The organism is Polaromonas sp. SP1 (assembly GCF_003711205.1).
Taxonomy (GTDB): domain Bacteria; phylum Pseudomonadota; class Gammaproteobacteria; order Burkholderiales; family Burkholderiaceae_C; genus Polaromonas.
The window spans coordinates 3577168-3592933 of the sequence record NZ_CP031013.1 but is presented as its reverse complement, the minus strand read 5'-3'; the positions used below and the strand labels follow the sequence as shown (position 1 = coordinate 3592933).

The 15766-nt window shown below is 64.0% G+C and carries 18 protein-coding genes; 12 read left to right on the top strand and 6 right to left on the bottom strand.

Annotated elements, in window-relative coordinates; translation table 11 throughout:
• Positions 1–25 precede the first annotated feature (25 nt).
• The 12 genes from DT070_RS17040 (at position 26) to DT070_RS16985 (ending at position 11506) form a co-directional block, all read left to right on the top strand.
• Positions 26–1201 (top strand): acetyl-CoA C-acyltransferase, encoded by a 1176-nt coding sequence (locus tag DT070_RS17040; protein ID WP_122956470.1) that lies wholly within the window; start codon positions 26–28, stop codon positions 1199–1201.
• A 91-nt stretch (positions 1202–1292) separates the two neighbouring features.
• Positions 1293–3131: an acyl-CoA dehydrogenase gene (locus DT070_RS17035; RefSeq protein ID WP_122956469.1), complete on the top strand. Its 1839-nt coding sequence runs from the start codon at positions 1293–1295 to the stop codon at positions 3129–3131.
• On the top strand, positions 3131–3361 hold the full coding sequence (locus tag DT070_RS17030; RefSeq protein WP_122956468.1) for a hypothetical protein: 231 nt from the start codon (positions 3131–3133) through the stop codon (positions 3359–3361). The genes DT070_RS17035 and DT070_RS17030 overlap by 1 nt, the downstream gene beginning before the upstream one ends.
• 188 nt (positions 3362–3549) lie before the next feature.
• Complete coding sequence (locus tag DT070_RS17025) at positions 3550–4341, top strand: SDR family oxidoreductase (RefSeq protein ID WP_122956467.1); 792 nt, start codon at positions 3550–3552, stop codon at positions 4339–4341.
• Positions 4342–4365: 24 nt separating this feature from the next.
• Positions 4366–4797, top strand: a complete 432-nt coding sequence (locus DT070_RS17020; protein WP_122957464.1) for a PaaI family thioesterase — start codon at positions 4366–4368, stop codon at positions 4795–4797.
• A 116-nt stretch (positions 4798–4913) separates the two neighbouring features.
• Positions 4914–5930: an NADP-dependent oxidoreductase gene (locus tag DT070_RS17015; protein ID WP_122956466.1), complete on the top strand. Its 1017-nt coding sequence runs from the start codon at positions 4914–4916 to the stop codon at positions 5928–5930.
• Positions 5931–5953: 23 nt separating this feature from the next.
• Positions 5954–7594 carry an isovaleryl-CoA dehydrogenase gene (locus DT070_RS17010; RefSeq protein WP_122956465.1) on the top strand — a complete coding sequence of 547 codons (1641 nt, stop codon included), beginning with the start codon at positions 5954–5956 and terminating at the stop codon, positions 7592–7594.
• Between the two features lie 33 nt (positions 7595–7627).
• Positions 7628–8566: a glutathione S-transferase family protein gene (locus DT070_RS17005; RefSeq protein ID WP_122956464.1), complete on the top strand. Its 939-nt coding sequence runs from the start codon at positions 7628–7630 to the stop codon at positions 8564–8566.
• A complete protein-coding gene (locus DT070_RS17000) occupies positions 8563–9033 on the top strand; it encodes a GNAT family N-acetyltransferase (RefSeq protein ID WP_122956463.1) in 471 nt (156 codons plus the stop codon). Before DT070_RS17005 ends, DT070_RS17000 begins: the two co-directional genes overlap by 4 nt.
• A 66-nt stretch (positions 9034–9099) precedes the next feature.
• Positions 9100–10005, top strand: a complete 906-nt coding sequence (locus DT070_RS16995; RefSeq protein ID WP_122956462.1) for an SDR family oxidoreductase — start codon at positions 9100–9102, stop codon at positions 10003–10005.
• Complete coding sequence (locus DT070_RS16990; RefSeq protein ID WP_122956461.1) at positions 10005–10844, top strand: alpha/beta fold hydrolase; 840 nt, start codon at positions 10005–10007, stop codon at positions 10842–10844. Before DT070_RS16995 ends, DT070_RS16990 begins: the two co-directional genes overlap by 1 nt.
• Positions 10845–10891: 47 nt before the next feature.
• The gene (locus DT070_RS16985; RefSeq protein WP_122956460.1) at positions 10892–11506 is read left to right on the top strand and encodes a thioredoxin fold domain-containing protein; all 615 of its coding nucleotides are present in this window, start codon (positions 10892–10894) and stop codon (positions 11504–11506) included.
• 93 nt (positions 11507–11599) lie between these two features.
• Here DT070_RS16985 and serA read toward each other — a convergent pair whose 3' ends face one another.
• The 6 genes from serA to DT070_RS16955 all read right to left on the bottom strand — a co-directional run bounded on the left by serA (position 11600) and on the right by DT070_RS16955 (position 15694).
• Positions 11600–12829 carry a phosphoglycerate dehydrogenase gene (serA, locus tag DT070_RS16980; RefSeq protein ID WP_122956459.1) on the bottom strand — a complete coding sequence of 410 codons (1230 nt, stop codon included), beginning with the start codon at positions 12827–12829 and terminating at the stop codon, positions 11600–11602.
• A gap of 160 nt (positions 12830–12989) precedes the next feature.
• Complete coding sequence (locus DT070_RS16975) at positions 12990–13556, bottom strand: MOSC domain-containing protein (protein WP_194965906.1); 567 nt, start codon at positions 13554–13556, stop codon at positions 12990–12992.
• Complete coding sequence (locus DT070_RS16970) at positions 13553–14038, bottom strand: rod shape-determining protein (RefSeq protein WP_122956458.1); 486 nt, start codon at positions 14036–14038, stop codon at positions 13553–13555. Before DT070_RS16970 ends, DT070_RS16975 begins: the two co-directional genes overlap by 4 nt.
• A gap of 191 nt (positions 14039–14229) precedes the next feature.
• Entirely contained in the window at positions 14230–14571 is a 342-nt protein-coding gene (locus DT070_RS16965; protein WP_122956457.1) for a GlpM family protein, read from the bottom strand.
• A 34-nt stretch (positions 14572–14605) separates the two neighbouring features.
• On the bottom strand, positions 14606–15085 hold the full coding sequence (locus DT070_RS16960) for a GNAT family N-acetyltransferase (protein ID WP_164483775.1): 480 nt from the start codon (positions 15083–15085) through the stop codon (positions 14606–14608).
• A gap of 90 nt (positions 15086–15175) precedes the next feature.
• Complete coding sequence (locus DT070_RS16955; RefSeq protein ID WP_122956455.1) at positions 15176–15694, bottom strand: hypothetical protein; 519 nt, start codon at positions 15692–15694, stop codon at positions 15176–15178.
• Positions 15695–15766: the final 72 nt, after the last annotated feature.

Here is a 15766-nt window from a genome sequence, read left to right as displayed (position 1 = left end):
TCAACCCCAGATTCCGGAGAATTCCATGTCCTCAGCAGTAATCGTTTCCACCGCACGCACCCCTCTGGCCAAAAGCTGGAAGGGCTCTTTCAACATGACCCACGGCGCCACCCTGGGCGGCCACGCGGTCGAGCACGCCATCAAGCGCGCGGGCATCGAAGCCGCCGAAGTCGATGACGTCATCATGGGCTGCGCCAACCCTGAAGGCGCCACCGGCGCCAACATCGCGCGCCAGATTGCACTGCGCGCCGGCTGCCCCGTCACCGTGTCGGGCATGACCATCAACCGTTTTTGCTCCTCCGGCCTGCAGACCATTGCGACCGCCGCCCAGCGCGTGATCGCCGGTGAAGCCGACATCTACGTCGCCGGCGGCGTCGAAAGCATTTCCTGCGTGCAGCAGGAGATGAACACCCACATGTTGGCCGACTCATGGCTGGCCAAGAACAAGCCCGAGATCTACTGGAACATGCTGCAGACGGCCGAGCAGGTTGCCAAGCGCTACAACATCTCGCGCGACCGCATGGACGAATACGGCGCGCTGAGCCAGCAAAAGGCCACGGCCGCGCTGGCCGCCGGCCTCTTCGAAGCCGAGATTGCACCGATTACCGTGACGGCCGGCGTGGCCGACAAGGTCATGGGCCTCTCGACCAAACAGGTCACCGTCAGCAAAGACGAAGGCATCCGCGAAGGCACGACCAAGGAAGGCATCAGCGGCATCAAGCCGGCCATTCCTGGCGGCGTGATCGCAGCCGGCAATGCCAGCCAGTTCTCCGACGGCGGCGGCGCTGTCGTGGTGATGAACGAAACCGTGGCGGAAAAGAAGGGCCTCAAACCCCTGGGCCGCTTTCTCGGCTTTGCCGTCGCCGGTTGCGAGCCTGACGAAATGGGCATTGGCCCGGTCTTCGCGATCCCCAAAGTGCTGGCCAAACTGGGCCTGAAGATCAGCGACATCGACCTGTGGGAACTGAACGAAGCCTTCGCCGTGCAGGTGCTTTACTGCGCCGACAAACTGGGCATCCCCATGGACAAGCTCAACGTCAACGGCGGCGCCATTGCCGTCGGCCACCCTTACGGCGTGACCGGCCAGCGCCTGACGGGCCACGCGCTGATTGAAGGCAAGCGCCGCGGCGCCAAGCGTGTCTGCGTGACGATGTGCATTGGCGGCGGCATGGGCGCGGCCGGCATTTTCGAAGTCCTCTAAACCAGGCGATCACTATGAATGAAACCCTGCTCCTTCAGAAAGGGCAGGCGTTTCCTGCCTTGCCGTCTTCGTTCGTACTGCGGAGGCCGTCATGAGCCTTCGGCCCACCCTCGACTTCCTGCTTTACCAATGGCTTGAGGCCGAATCGCTGAACCAGCGCGCGCGTTTCGCCGACCATTCGCGCGAAACCTTTGACGCGGTCTTCGACACCTGCGAACGCATCGCGCGCGAAAAGTACGCGCCGTTCAACCGCACGGTCGATACGCAGGAGCCGCATTTCGACGGCGAAAAAGTCATCCTGCCGCAGGCCACGCACGATGCGCAAAAGGCCTATGCCGCTTCCGGCATGCTCAGCGCCGCGCAAGACTATGAAGTCGGCGGCATGCAGCTGCCCTACACAGTCGAAGCAGCGGCCAACGCCTTCTTCGCCATGGCTTCGGTCAGCATCGGCTCGGGCCTGCTGACCACCGGCAATGCCAACCTGCTGATGGTGCACGGCACCGACATGCAGAAAGAGGTTTTTGCCAAGAATGAGTTCTCCGGCCGCTTCTCCGGCACCATGTGTTTGTCGGAACCGCAAGCCGGCTCCTCGCTCAGCGACGTGACCACGCGTGCGGTGCCCGACGGCGACGGCTTTGAGGCCGACCCGCTGGGTGCGCGTTACCGCCTCAAGGGCAACAAGATGTGGATCTCGGCCGGCGAACACGAGCTGACCGACAACATCATCCACCTGGTGCTGGCCAAGATTCCCGGGCCGGATGGCAAGCTGATTGCCGGCACGCGTGGCATTTCGCTTTTTATCGTGCCCAAAAAAATGGTCGACGCGAGGGGCGAACTCACCGGTGTGCGCAACGACGTGGCACTGGCCGGCCTCAATCACAAGCTGGGCTGGCGCGGCACCACCAACACCTTGCTCAATTTCGGCGAAGGCAAATACCCGGTTGATGGTGAGGCGGGCGCCGTGGGCTACCTGGTCGGCAAGCCGCATGAGGGCCTGCGCTGCATGTTCCACATGATGAACGAGGCGCGCATCGGCGTCGGCACCGCCGCCACCATGCTGGGCATGGCGGGTTATTACGCCAGCCTGGATTACGCCAAAAACCGTCCGCAGGGCCGGCCCGTCGGTGTGGGCGGCAAGGACGCCGCCCAGCCGCAGATCCGCATCATCGAGCACGCCGATGTCAAACGCATGCTGCTGGCGCAAAAAGCCTATTGCGAAGGCGCGCTGGCGCTGGAGCTGTACTGCGCGCGCCTTGTCGACGAGCACCACACCGCCGATGCGCAGGCCGCCGACGACGCGCGCCTGTTGCTCGAGGTGTTGACGCCGATTGCCAAGAGCTGGCCCAGCGAGTGGTGCCTGGAGGCCAACTCGCTGGCCATCCAGGTGCATGGCGGTTACGGCTATACGCGCGACTTTCCGGTCGAGCAGTACTGGCGCGACAACCGGCTGAACATGATTCATGAAGGCACCCACGGCATCCAGGCCATGGACTTGCTGGGCCGCAAGGTGCTGATGGAAGGGGGCAGGGGGCTGCAGCTGCTGGCCGCGCGCATCAACGCCACGATTGAAAAAGCCATCCAGCGGCCCGAGCTGGCCGTGCATGCCAACGCGCTGGGCAAAGCGCTGCAGCATGTGGGCAGCGCCACCAAGGCGGCCTGGGCCAAAGGCGAGCCCGGCGAGGCGCTGGCCAATGCGGTACCCTACATGCAGGCCTTTGGCCACACCGTGCTGGCGTGGATCTGGCTGGACGTGGCCCTGGCCAGTCTCTCGCTGCCGCAGGGTGCTACCAATTCAGGAGCATCCCATGCGGGCAGGATGGGGGCTACACGCTATTTTTATCACTATGAGTTACCCAAGATCGACGCCTGGCTCAAGGTGGTTGAAACCCGCGACCTGACCTGCGCCGATCTGCCCGAGGAGGCTTTTTAATGTCATTTTTCAAACCGTCCGCCGAGCCGGTGTCCAACAAATCAGTCGCCCGCCTGCAGTCGCTGATCTGGATCCTGATCTACGGCGGCCTGCTGACGCTGGTGCTGGGTCTGTCGGTCCAGCGCATTGACGACACGATCGGCTGGTCGATTGTGGTCATCGGCGGCATCGTCGCGGCCGTCGGCTTTGTGCTGATCTATGTGCGCTCCCGCATTAACGTGGGCCCCTGACGTATCCCGCTGATGCCGAAGTCGCCGCCATGACAGCCGCGCTGCAAGCCGGCGCCATGTTGTGCCAACATCGGCAGCCACCCCAAAAACCATCTTCCCTTTATCCGCAACCCTTCATCTCACCAGCCGTTTGAGCCGCTCAAGGGCAACGACGGCGAAGCCGATGACAACATCCCAGGAGACCTTTCATGACCCGTACCATCCAGCAACTGTTTGACCTCAAAGGCAAAACTGCACTCGTCACAGGCGGCTCGCGCGGCCTGGGCCTGCAACTGGCCCAGGCGCTGGGCGAAGCCGGCGCCAAGGTCATCCTGAGCTCGCGCAAGGCTGAAGACCTTGTCGAGTCGGCCGCCGAACTCAAAGCCGCCGGCATTGACGTCGACTGGATCGCCGCCGACTGCTCCAAAGAAGAAGATATCCGCGCGCTGGCCGATGAAGCCATCAAACGCCTGGGCCATGTCGACATCCTGGTCAACAACGCCGGCGCCGCCTGGGGCGCACCCGCCGAAGACCACCCGGTCGAAGCTTGGGACAAGGTGATGAACCTCAACATTCGCGGCTACTTCATCCTGAGCCAGCACATCGCCAAGCACAGCATGATCGCCCGCAAATACGGCCGCATCATCAACGTGGCGTCCATCGCCGGCCTGGGCGGCAACCCGCGCGAGATGACCACCGTGGCCTACAACACCTCCAAGGGCGCTGTCGTCAATTTCACCCGCGCGCTGGGCTGCGAATGGGGCAAGTACAACATCACCGTCAACGCCATCTGCCCGGGCTTTTTCCCGAGCAAGATGACCGTGGGCACGCTGAAGGCGCTGGGCGAGGAAAAGCTCGCCTCGCACGCGCCGCTGGGCCGCCTCGGTGACGACGAAGATTTGAAGGGCCTGTGCGTGCTGTACGCGTCGGATGCCGGCAAGCACATCACGGGCCAGTGGCTGGCCGTCGATGGCGGCGTATCAGTCGTAACTGGCGGTTAAGCCGAAATGGGTTGGGAGCAGGTCATGAACTTCGGCGCCGACATCCCCTTCGTCAACCACCTCGGCTTTGAGCTGGAGTTGTTCGAAGGCGGCACTTCGGCCATCGGCTATGCGCCCAAACCCGAACACCTCAACTCTTTCGCCGTCACGCACGGCGGCGCCATCATGACGCTGATGGACGTGACCATGGCCACCGCCGCGCGCAGCGTGCAAAAAGACATGGGCGTGGTCACCATCGAGATGAAGACCAGCTTCATGCGGCCGGCGCCGGGCGACGGCAGCCGGCTGACGGGCAAGGGCAAGCTGCTGCACCGTACCAAAACCATGGCGTTTACCGAAGCGACGCTTTACGATGCATCAGGCAATGCCTGCGCGCATTCGACCGGTACCTTCAAGTACGTCAAGCGGCTGCCCACGGGCCCCGAGAGCGCGTCCAGCGCGATTTCGACGGATTGAGTTTTTATAACAAAAACGTGCTCCAGCCCAGGTAGCACCTTGGTTTTCAGCTATCAAATCAGTAGCAAAAGAGCCGCAGGTACTGCGGCCGCACCACACCATCACAGGAGACTTTTATGCCCATCAACCAGCAAATCCTCCTCGACAACCGCCCCAGCGGTGAGGCCGTCGCCAGCAACTTCATGCTGGTCTCCAGCGATACGCCTGACCTGCAGGAAGGCCAGGTGCTGGTGCGCCACCATTTCCTGAGCCTGGACCCCTACATGCGCGGCCGCATGAACGACGCCAAAAGCTACGCCGCACCCCAGCCGCTGGGCCAGGTGATGCAGGGCGGCACGGCAGGCGAGGTGGTGGAAAGCCGCTCGCCCAAATTCCAGCCCGGCGACAAGGTCGTCGGCATGGGCGGCTGGCAGCAGTTCAGCGTGGTCAATGCCGACCAGCCCGGTGCGCTGCGCAAGGTCGACACCACCCATGTGCCGCTGTCGCATTACCTGGGCGCGGTCGGCATGCCCGGCGTCACCGCCTGGTACGGCCTGGTGAAGATCATTGAACCGAAAGCCGGTCAGACCCTGGTGGTGAGTGCCGCCACTGGCGCCGTAGGCAGTGCCTTTGCGGCCCTTTCCAAGGCGCGCGGCTGCCGCACCGTCGGCATCGCCGGCGGGCCTGACAAATGCCGATACGCCGTCGAAGAACTCGGCTTTGACGCCTGCATCGACTACAAGCTGCACCCCGATGCCGCCTCGCTTTCCAAGGCGCTCAAGGACGCCTGCCCGGACGGCATTGACGGCTACTTTGAAAACGTGGGCGGCATGGTGCTGGACGCCGTGTTGCCGCGCATGAACGCCTTTGGCCGCATCGCGCTGTGCGGCATGATCGCCGGTTACGACGGCAAGCCCATGCCGCTGACCTACCCCGCGCTGATACTCACCAACCGCCTCAAGGTACAGGGTTTTATCGTGAGCGAGCACATGGAAGTCTGGCCCGAAGCGCTCAAGGAGCTCGGCACGCTGGTCGGCACCGGCAAGCTGCGCCCGCGTGAAAGCGTGGCGCAGGGCATTGAGGCGGCGCCCGAAGCTTTCCTTGGATTGCTCAAGGGCAAAAACTTCGGCAAACAACTCGTCAAGCTGATCTAAGCTTTTCGATCAGGAGGTTTGCCATGAACCCCACCCACGAAGTTTTCAACCAGCCGGCCGCGCTGTCGAACTACAACCTGTTTGACAGCAACCGGCCGCTACGCGATGCGCTGAAGTTCAACGCACCGGCGCTGGACACGGCTGAGCTGAGCCAGCTGGGCGCCGCGCTGGGCAGCACCGCGATGCAGACGCATGCGCGGCTGGCCAACGTCCACGGACCGGTGCTGCACAGCCATGACCGGTTTGGCCGCCGTGTGGACCAGGTGGAGTTTCATCCCAGCTATCACGCGCTGATGAGTTTGGCGACGGGCTCGGGCCTGCACGGCTCGCCCTGGTCTGACGAAAACCCGTCTCCCCATGTGCGGCGCGCCGCAGGCTTCACGCTCTTCACCGAGCTCGAACCCTCCACGCTGTGCCCCATCTCCATGACCTACGCCGCCACACCCGCGCTGCGCGGCAACACCGCGATCTACGCCGACTGGGGCTCCAAGCTGGCCAGCCGCGCCTACGACCCCGAGCTCAAACTCTGGCAGGCCAAACCCGGCCTCACCATGGGCATGGGCATGACGGAAAAGCAGGGCGGCTCTGACGTACGGGCCAACACCACACGCGCCGAACCCGCAGGCCGCGACGGCTGGGGCGAGCGTTATGCCATCACCGGCCACAAATGGTTTTTCTCGGCGCCCATGTGTGATGCCTTCCTCGTGCTGGCGCAGACCAGGAGCGGCCTGTCCTGCTTCTTCCTGCCGCGCGTGTTGCCTGACGGCAGCCTCAACGCCATCCGCATCCAGCGCCTCAAAGACAAGCTGGGCAACAAGGCCAACGCCAGCTCCGAAGTGGAGTTTGAAAACGCCCAGGCCTGGCTGGTCGGCGATGAAGGCCGCGGCATTCCGCAGATCCTCGAGATGGGCACGATGACCCGGCTCGATTGCGCGCTGGGCACCAGCGGCCTGATGCGCCAGGCGTTGGCGCTGGCGCTGAACCACACCTCGCAGCGCAAGGCCTTCGGCAAGCTGCTGATCGACCAGCCGCTGATGCGCAATGTGCTGGCCGACCTCGCCCTTGAATCTGAAGCCGCAACGGCGCTGGCGATTCGCCTGGCGCGGGCCTTTGACCGGCCGGGTGATGCGCACGAAGCCGCCATGGCGCGCCTGCTCACGCCGGTCGCAAAATTCTGGATCTGCAAACGCGGCAGCCATTTCGCACAAGAGGCGATGGAATGCCTGGGCGGCAACGGCTATGTGGAGGAGGGCGGCGAAGGCATCATGGCCCGCGTCTACCGCGAAATGCCGCTCAACTCGATCTGGGAAGGCGCGGGCAACATCATGGCGCTGGATTTGCTGCGCGCCCTGCGCAAGGCCGATGCCGTGGCCGCGCTGGCGCAGGAGCTGGCCGCCGCCAGAGGCGCGCACCCCGCGCTGGACAAACTGGCCGCCGCCTTGCCCACCCGCATTGAAGAGATGGCCAGCGAAGTTGAAGCGCGCCGCCTGGCGCAAGACGTGGCGCTGGCGGTGCAGGCCGCGCTGCTGCTGCAAACGGCACCGTCCGGCGTCTTCAGCGCTTTCTGCGACTCACGCCTTGCCGGCAACTGGGGCCAGTCCTTCGGCACGCTGGGCGCCGGCACCGATTTCGACAGCATCATTACCAGAGCCATGCCGCGATAAGGCGGGCGCACATCAACAACAACGGAGACACCCATGGCCGAATTGATTCTTCACCACTACCCCGCGTCGCCCTTTGCCGAAAAGACGCGGCTGATGCTGGGCTACAAAAACCTGCCCTGGAAGTCCGTCATCATCCCGATGATCATGCCCAAGCCCGACGTGGTGGCGCTCACCGGCGGTTACCGCAAGACGCCCATCCTGCAGATCGGCGCCGACATTTACTGCGACACCGCCCTGATCAGCGACGTGCTGGAGCATTTACAACCCGAGCCCTCGGTGTACCCCGAGCCCAGCAAGGGCATGGCCCGCACATTGGCGCACTGGGCCGACAACACGCTGTTCTGGACCGCCATGGCCTACAACAGCCAGCCCAAGGGCATTGCCCAGATCTTTGAAAAAGCGCCGCCCGAAGCCGCCCGCGCTTTCGGTGAAGACCGCAAGGCCATGAGCTTCGGCATGCCGCGCATCCGTTCTGCCGACGCCGCCGCGGCCTACAAGTCCTACCTGCGGCGCATCTCCGACATGCTGGACGACCGGCCCTTCCTGCTCGGCGAGGTGCCTTGCATCGCCGACTTCGCGATGTACCACCCGCTGTGGTTCACGCGGGTGCAAACCCCGGTGCTGGCCGGCATCCTCAAGCTCACGCCCGCCGTGCTCGACTGGATGGACCGCATGGCCGCCATCGGCCACGGCAGTGTTGAAAAATTCAGCGCGGCAGAGGCCATTGCGGTGGCCACTGCGGCCATGCCCGCACCGCTGCATGACGATATCTTCCAGGACGAACACGGCATCCCGCTGGGCAGCCAGGTGGTGATCACCAGCGAAGCCTTCGGCCCTGAGCCCACCGAAGGCGAGCTGGTCGCCGCCACCCGCATGCACTACACGCTGCGCCGCACCGATCCGCGTGTGGGCACCGTCCACGTGCATTTCCCGCGCATTGGTTACTCGTTGAAAGCGGCCACACCCGCATGAACCGTACTCCCGACATCGATTGGCGTTTTGTTCCTTTCAGCGTGCTGACCACGCTGGAGCTGTATGAAATGCTGCAACTGCGCAGCGAGGTCTTTGTGGTGGAGCAGTCCTGCCCCTTCCAGGACATGGATGGCGCCGACCAGAAGGCCATGCACCTGATGGGTGTGGACAAGGCAAAGGGCGGCAGGCTGGTGGCTTATGCCCGCTGCTTTGCGGCCGGCGAAAAATTTGCCGAGGCCAGCATTGGCCGCGTGGTCACCCACATGTCGGCACGCGGCGACGGCATCGGCCATGTGCTGATCAAGGAAGCCATCGCCCGCCTGCTGGAGCACTGGGGCCCGCAGCCCATACGCATAGGCGCCCAGGCGCGGCTGGAAAAGTTCTACAGGCAGCACGGTTTTGTGCAAAACGGCGAGCCCTACATCGAAGACGGCATCCCGCACATCGAGATGCTGCGAGTTGCCTGAGCGACAGCTGCGCGCGTGCGCCTCGGGGACAATTTTCCCATCCAGACCATTCAAGGAAAGCCCAACATGATCACCGACTTCAAAGGCAAAACAGCTGTCCTCACCGGCGCAGGCTCGGGCTTCGGCCTCGAATGCGCGCGCCTGGGCGCCAAACTGGGCATGAACCTGGTGCTGGTCGATGTACAGCAGGACGCGCTGGACAAAGCCAGCGAAGAGATGAAGGCCGCAGGCGCCCAGGTGCTGTCGTTCAAGCTCGACGTTTCCAGTGCCGCGCAAATGGAGGCCATGGGCCAGGCGGTGTTTGAGCGCTTCGGCGCGCCGCATTTTGTCTTCAACAACGCCGGCGTGGGTGCGGGCGGCCTGATCTGGGAGAACAGCCTCAAGGACTGGGAGTGGGTGATGGGCGTCAACGTGATGGGCGTGGTGCACGGCGTGCGCATCTTCACACCCATAATGCTCGAAGCCGCCGCCAAGGATCCGTCCTGGCAGGGCCATATCGTCAACACCGCCAGCATGGCCGGCCTGCTGAATCCGCCCAACATGGGTGTGTACAACGTCAGCAAGCACGCCGTGGTGGCCTTGAGCGAAACCCTGTACCAGGATTTGGGCCTGGTGACCGACCAGATCGGCGCCTCGGTTCTGTGCCCCTTCTTTGTGGCCACCGGCATCGGCATGAGCCACCGCAACCGCCCGGCCGAGCTGGGCGCCGGGAAACCCACCAAGAGCCAGATGATCCAGCAGGCCATGACGGGCAAGGCCGTCGGCTCCGGCAAGGTCACGGCAGAAGACGTCGCAAAGCTCGTATTCGACGCCATCGCCAGCAACAAGTTTTATATCTACAGCCACCCCAAAGCCATCAACTCGGTGCAGACACGGCTTGAAGATGTGCTGCAGGCGCGCAACCCGACCGACCCGTTTGCCGACAAACCGGAGATCGGCCAGCAATTGAAGGCCGCGCTTCGCGGAGCCTGATGCGCGGCGGCCGCTTCGCTCTTGCCGGCCTGCTGCTTGGCCTGATGGGGACGGGCGCGCTGGCACAGGCCGCCAAATGCCCCGACGGAAGACCTGCGGACGGCATTGAGCGGGCAGGGGACGCCCGCCATTGCCTCGTCATCCGTACGCTGCCGCCAGGACAGGTATCCCGGATCACACCCAAGGTGCTGGTCGTTTTCCTGCACGGCGACAACGGCGGGCGCATTGAATTGAAAGCCGACAGCGGCACCGCCGCAGTGCTGGCCGAGAAGCTGCAGGCCGTCACGATTGCGATGCAGCGGCCCGGTTACCGCAGCGACCTGGGTACCTCCGACGGCGAGTCCGGCGCCGGGGATGACGACTACACGCCCCGCAACACCGAAATCATGGCCGCCGCGCTGGGCAACTTGCGCAGCCTCAACCCCGGCAAGAAGATTTTGTTGATCGGCCATTCGGGCGGCGCGGCCATGGCCGCCTTGCTGGCCAGCCGATTTCCCGGCAGCGCGGATGCCTACCTGCTGGCCGCTTGCCCCTGCGATGTGCCGGCCTGGCGGCAGTGGCGCGGCAGCTCGGCGGGCAAGTCCGGCGTCTGGAGCCGCAGCATTTCGCCCCTGGCGGAAGCGGCCAAAGCCAGCCCGGACACCTTGATCCGCGTGGTCGTCGGCAACAAGGACGAAAACACCTTGTCCCTGTTCAGTGAAAGTTATGTCCGCGCCCTGCAGGCGCGCGGCGTGAAGACGCGCGTGACCTACGCGATGAACGCCACCCATGTGTCCGTGCAGCGTTCGCCCGAGTTCTTCATGTTGGCGGGGGAATTGGCCGATACGCTGTCGAAGTAGGGCAGGCTGCGCTATTCTTGCCGTTCATTTCCTCTATGGCAGTCACCATGTTCAAACCCCTGCATCTCCTTTCGACCTCCGCTGTGCTCGCAGCCAGCCTGTTGCTGGCCGGCTGCAACGACGCACCCGACGCTGCTGCCGCAAAAGCCGCGGGCAGCACCCCCGTCTCCACCGCCGTGATCGCCGCCGAGGCCCAGGGCTTTATCGCCGGCTCACAAATGAGCCAGCGCACGGTGTATGTGTTTTTTGACGCGCAATGCCCACACTGCGCCGCGCTGTGGGCGGCCGCCAAGCCGCTGAAGTCGCAGGCCAAGTTTGTCTGGATTCCCGTCGGCATCCTCAATGCGGCCAGCACGGCGCAGGGTGCAACCCTGCTCGCCGCCGGCGACCCGGTGGCCGCGATGGATGAACACGAGGCATCGCTCAAGGCAGGCCGCGGCGGCATCAGCGCGGGCGCCAATGCCGACGCCCAAAAAGAGGCCGTCGCCAAAAACACCGCACTGATGACCCGGCTGGGCTTCAGCTCCATCCCGAGCATAGTCGGCACCCATGCGCAAACCGGCGCACTGGTCAAGCAAGAGGGCTCCATGCCCACCGCTGCGCTGGCCAATTTGCTGGGCCTTCAGGTGCCGGCAGGCTTGCCGGCCGCACCGGCCAATTAATGCCCCGGCACTTTTTATAAGAAAAAAGTGCCTCCAGCCCAATAAGCGTATAGGGATTTCGCTATCAAATAGATAGCAAATAGCGAAAAAGCCCTAGAACAACACCCGGCTGCGAATGGTGCCCGGCACCTCGGCCAGCTTGGCCAGCGCCATGTCAGAGTGCGCCGCATCGATGTCGATCACGACATAGCCGATGGCTTCGTTGGTCTGCAGGTACTGCGACGCGATGTTGATGCCGTTGGCCGCAAACACCTTGTTGATCTCGGACAGCACGCCCGGCACGTTGCGGTGAATGTGCAGCAGGCGGTGCTTGCCCGGGTGGGCCGGCAGCGCCACTTCCGGAAAGTTGACGGAAGAGGTCGAAGTGCCGTTGTCGCTGTACTTCACCAGCTTTTCGGCCACTTCGATGCCGATGTTCTCCTGCGCTTCCATGGTCGAGCCGCCCACGTGCGGTGTCAGGATCACGTTGTCAAGGCCGCGCAGGGGCGACTCAAAACTGTCCTTGTTGGTGCGCGGCTCCACCGGAAACACGTCGATCGCTGCGCCCAGCAGTTTCTTTTGCTTCAGCGCTTCGGCCAGCGGTTCGATCTCGACCACCGTCCCGCGCGAGGCGTTGATCAGCACGCCGCCGGGCTTGATGGCGGCGATCTCGGCCGCGCCAATCATCCACTGCGTCGCCTGCGTTTCGGGCACGTGCAGGCTCACCACATCGGACTGGGCCAGCAGATCCTTGAGCTGCGGGACCTGGCGGGCATTGCCCAGCGGCAGCTTGGTCACCACGTCAAAAAACACCACCTGCATGCCCAGCGCCTCGGCCAGCACCGACAGCTGCGTGCCGATGGAGCCGTAGCCGACGATGCCCAGCGTCTTGCCGCGGATTTCGTAGGCGTTGTCAGCCGACTTGAGCCAGCCGCCGCGGTGCGCCACCGCGCTTTTCTCGGGCACGCCGCGCAGCAGCAAGATCGCCTCGGCCAGCACCAGCTCGGCCACCGAGCGTGTATTGGAAAAAGGCGCATTGAACACCGCGATGCCGCGCTCGCGGGCGGCGTTCAGGTCAACCTGGTTGGTGCCTATGCAAAAACAGCCGACGGCCGCCAGCTTGCCGGCGTGGGCAAACACCTCGGCCGTGAGCTGGGTGCGCGAGCGGATGCCGACAAAATGCGCGTCGGCGATTTTGGCCTTGAGCTCGTCGTCCGGCAGCGCGCCGGCCAGGCTTTCGATGTTGGAGTAACCCGCGGCCTTGAGAACCTCTACGGCGGAAGGGTGGATGCCCTCGAGCAGCAGGAATTTGATTTTTTGCTTGTCGACCGAGGTTTTGTTCATGGGGGCTGGGACACCGGAAAGTAGAAGGGCCGTCCAGTATGAAGGATGCGAAATACCCATGCTGGGGGGCGGTTTGGCATCAATCCGCCGGGCTTGAACACAGGTTCTATTTATGTAAGAAATACCGCTCCAGCCCAGGCAGTACATAGGCGAGGCGCTATTAAATCAATAGCATCTGCCCGTCGCGATGTTCAACCCGTTCGCACACAACGGCATCCGTCACCCGCAGCAGGCCACCCTGCAGCACCCGCGCCGTCAGCCCGCCATGGCCGCGCATCGCGTTGTAGCCGCCGGCGCCCAGGATGTCTTCCATGCGTGAGCAGGGCTCGCACGGGCCGGTGACTTCCAGCACCACGTCGCCAATTCGCAGCACCATGGGCTGGTCTTTGAAGAGCGTTTTGGCGGCCAGCAGGTTCAGGCCTGACACGACGAGGTTGCGGCGCAGCACTGCGGCATCGACCGCGCCCAGCTTGAGCAGGGCGGCGATCACCGGCAGGTGCTCGGCCTGGATCAGCGTGACCTGGCGTTTGCTGCCTTCGGGCCGGGCGGGCGCGCCGGCTGCGCTGCGGTCGCCTTCAAGGCCGCGGCCGGCGATTGCTGTTGCGGTCTGTACCGCCAGCACCGGGCTGCGGCGCGCAGGCCTCAAGAAAATCTGTTCGAGCCGGCCCGCATGCGGGAACTGCCGCATCAACGCCCGCAGGTCTGCCGCGCCGCCGGCCGGTGTCATTCCAGCACCTGGCCGTTGGACGGGTAGTGCCGCGACAGCACCTGCTCGTCCGTCAGGTCCGGGCCTTGCCAGATCGTGACCTCGGACGCGCCGGCGCCCAGCGCCATTTCGCGGAAAGCGCGAATCTCGACCTGCGTGAAGCCGCCGGCGGGGTCACCCTGGAGGTGAAGCACCACGCGCGGTGACGCGGAAAAAAGGGCGTCTTTGTGCAGTTTTTTCACAAAGGCCTTGAGCACCTGCTCACCAGCCGTGAAGTCGGACATCAGCGAACGCGGGTGGGTGAAGGGGTTGACGACCTGCGCCGACTTGCTGGACTTGTAGAGCGCCGCCTCATCACCGGCACCCAGCACCTTGGGCTTGGGCCCGCGGGAGATGGCGACTTCAGGCGGCTCTGAAATGAACTCACCCGTTTTGGCATTGCGAACCGTCAGGCGGTAGGGCGACAGGCGGATGTAGAGGGGGGGTTTGATGAATTCGAACATGGCAGGGAGCTTGCGTAGAGATCAATGACTGGCGGCGACGGCTGTGACTCAAGCAAATTTAAGGCCGTCTCAGCAAAAAGAGGGTGAGCGAAGGTCTTTCATCCAGCATGAGCCGCGGGACTGGCTTTGCCAGACCGCAGGCGGGCGGCCCCTCGGGGCAGGGAGCTACACGAAGTGAGCGACCGTGGGGCTCACCCATTCACACGGCTCCAGCCCAGCAGCAGTGCGCCCGCAGCGACTGCCCAGGCCAAAGTGGCGCTCGCCAGCGTCACCGTCAGCGTTGTCCGCACGCTGAGCCAGTACACCGCGATCAGGTAGACCGCGTAAGGAATCAGCGACCACAGGCCGAACAAGGCCGTGGTGCGCAAATCAGCCGCAGAGCGCTCACTGCCAACGATGTAATGCGCGATCAGCGCAAATGTGGGAAACAGCGGCACCAGGCCGGCGATGAAAAAGCTGCGCGAGCGGGACAACAGCGCGATCACCAGCACGGCGAGGGCGCCGAGCAGGCATTTAAGGAACAGGGAGAACATGGTGGCGGGGGAAACGACGGGAGGAAGGAGCAGTTTAGCGAACGGCCCGCATAAAGAAGATGCGCTCATCGGACTGGTCAGGCACAACCGCAAAGCCCAAACCCTCGTAAGTGGCCAGCGCCGGGTGGTTGTCGCGGTACACACGCAGCGTGAAGGCTTGCGCACCCACGGTGCGCGCGGCCTCGTCCATCAGCAGGCGGCAGAGCGTGACGGCCAGGCCCTGGCCGCGCGCCGAAGGTGCCAGGATGATGCGCGCCAGGTGGGCTACGCCTGCCTCGCGCACCCAGAACTGGCAAAACCCCAGTGCTTCGCCCGGGCCGCGGCTCAGCACAAAGCTGTGGGCGCCGGGCTCGGCCAGCAGCGCTGGAAGTTGTTGCGGATCAAATGGGAATGGGAGTTTCGGACCGGCCCAGCGCGCGCAGCTGTCGGCGTCTATCACCCATGTGGCAAGAGCGGCGTAGTCGGCTGCTGTGGGTGGGCGCAAAGAGGGCGGTGGTGTGTGGAAAGAGTCCATCTCGCCCATTTTGCGGGAAAGCGCTGCAAGGTCCGCAAACCGGCTGCGCCGCGCTCCCGGGCTCCGTGCACGTCGCCCGCGTCGCCCGTCTTACACGAGCGGCATCGTCCGGTGGTCTCTTTCCAGGGCCGGAATACCATCGCGCCGCTCCAGCCGGTCTTCGAGCTGACCCATATAGGCCGCCATCGCGTTGTCGGACTGCTCCAGCCGTGCCAAAAGCGCCTGCTGTTGCTGCGCAAAACGCTCGGCCAGCACGGTGCCGGCCGCTGCTTCGCGGTGCTGGGCGGCCAGCGCCTGCACTTCGAGGTAGCTGCGCAGTTCGGTAAAGCGTGAGGCCTCGGCCTTGTCGGCGAGTTCGCGCTGCGTGTTGAGTTCACGGGCGTATTGCCGGGTTTCCATCAGGTTTTTGCTCTGCATGTAGAGCGTGCTGGCCAGAAATACGACCGTGGCAATCACCAGCAGCAGGAGCATGACCAGCCCCAGCGGGACCTGGATGGTGGTGACGCCCAGGCTAAGCAGGCTGGTGCGGGAAAACTCGTCGATGTTGAGGGCGACAAAGCCCGCCAGCAGCAGGATGGAAACCACCAAAAGAATTGTGCGAGTTCGCATGGATGCCCTCCTAAAAATGTAAGAAATTGCTTTTCAGCTCCTCTTCATTATTGGTAGCCGAGGGGCGATTTG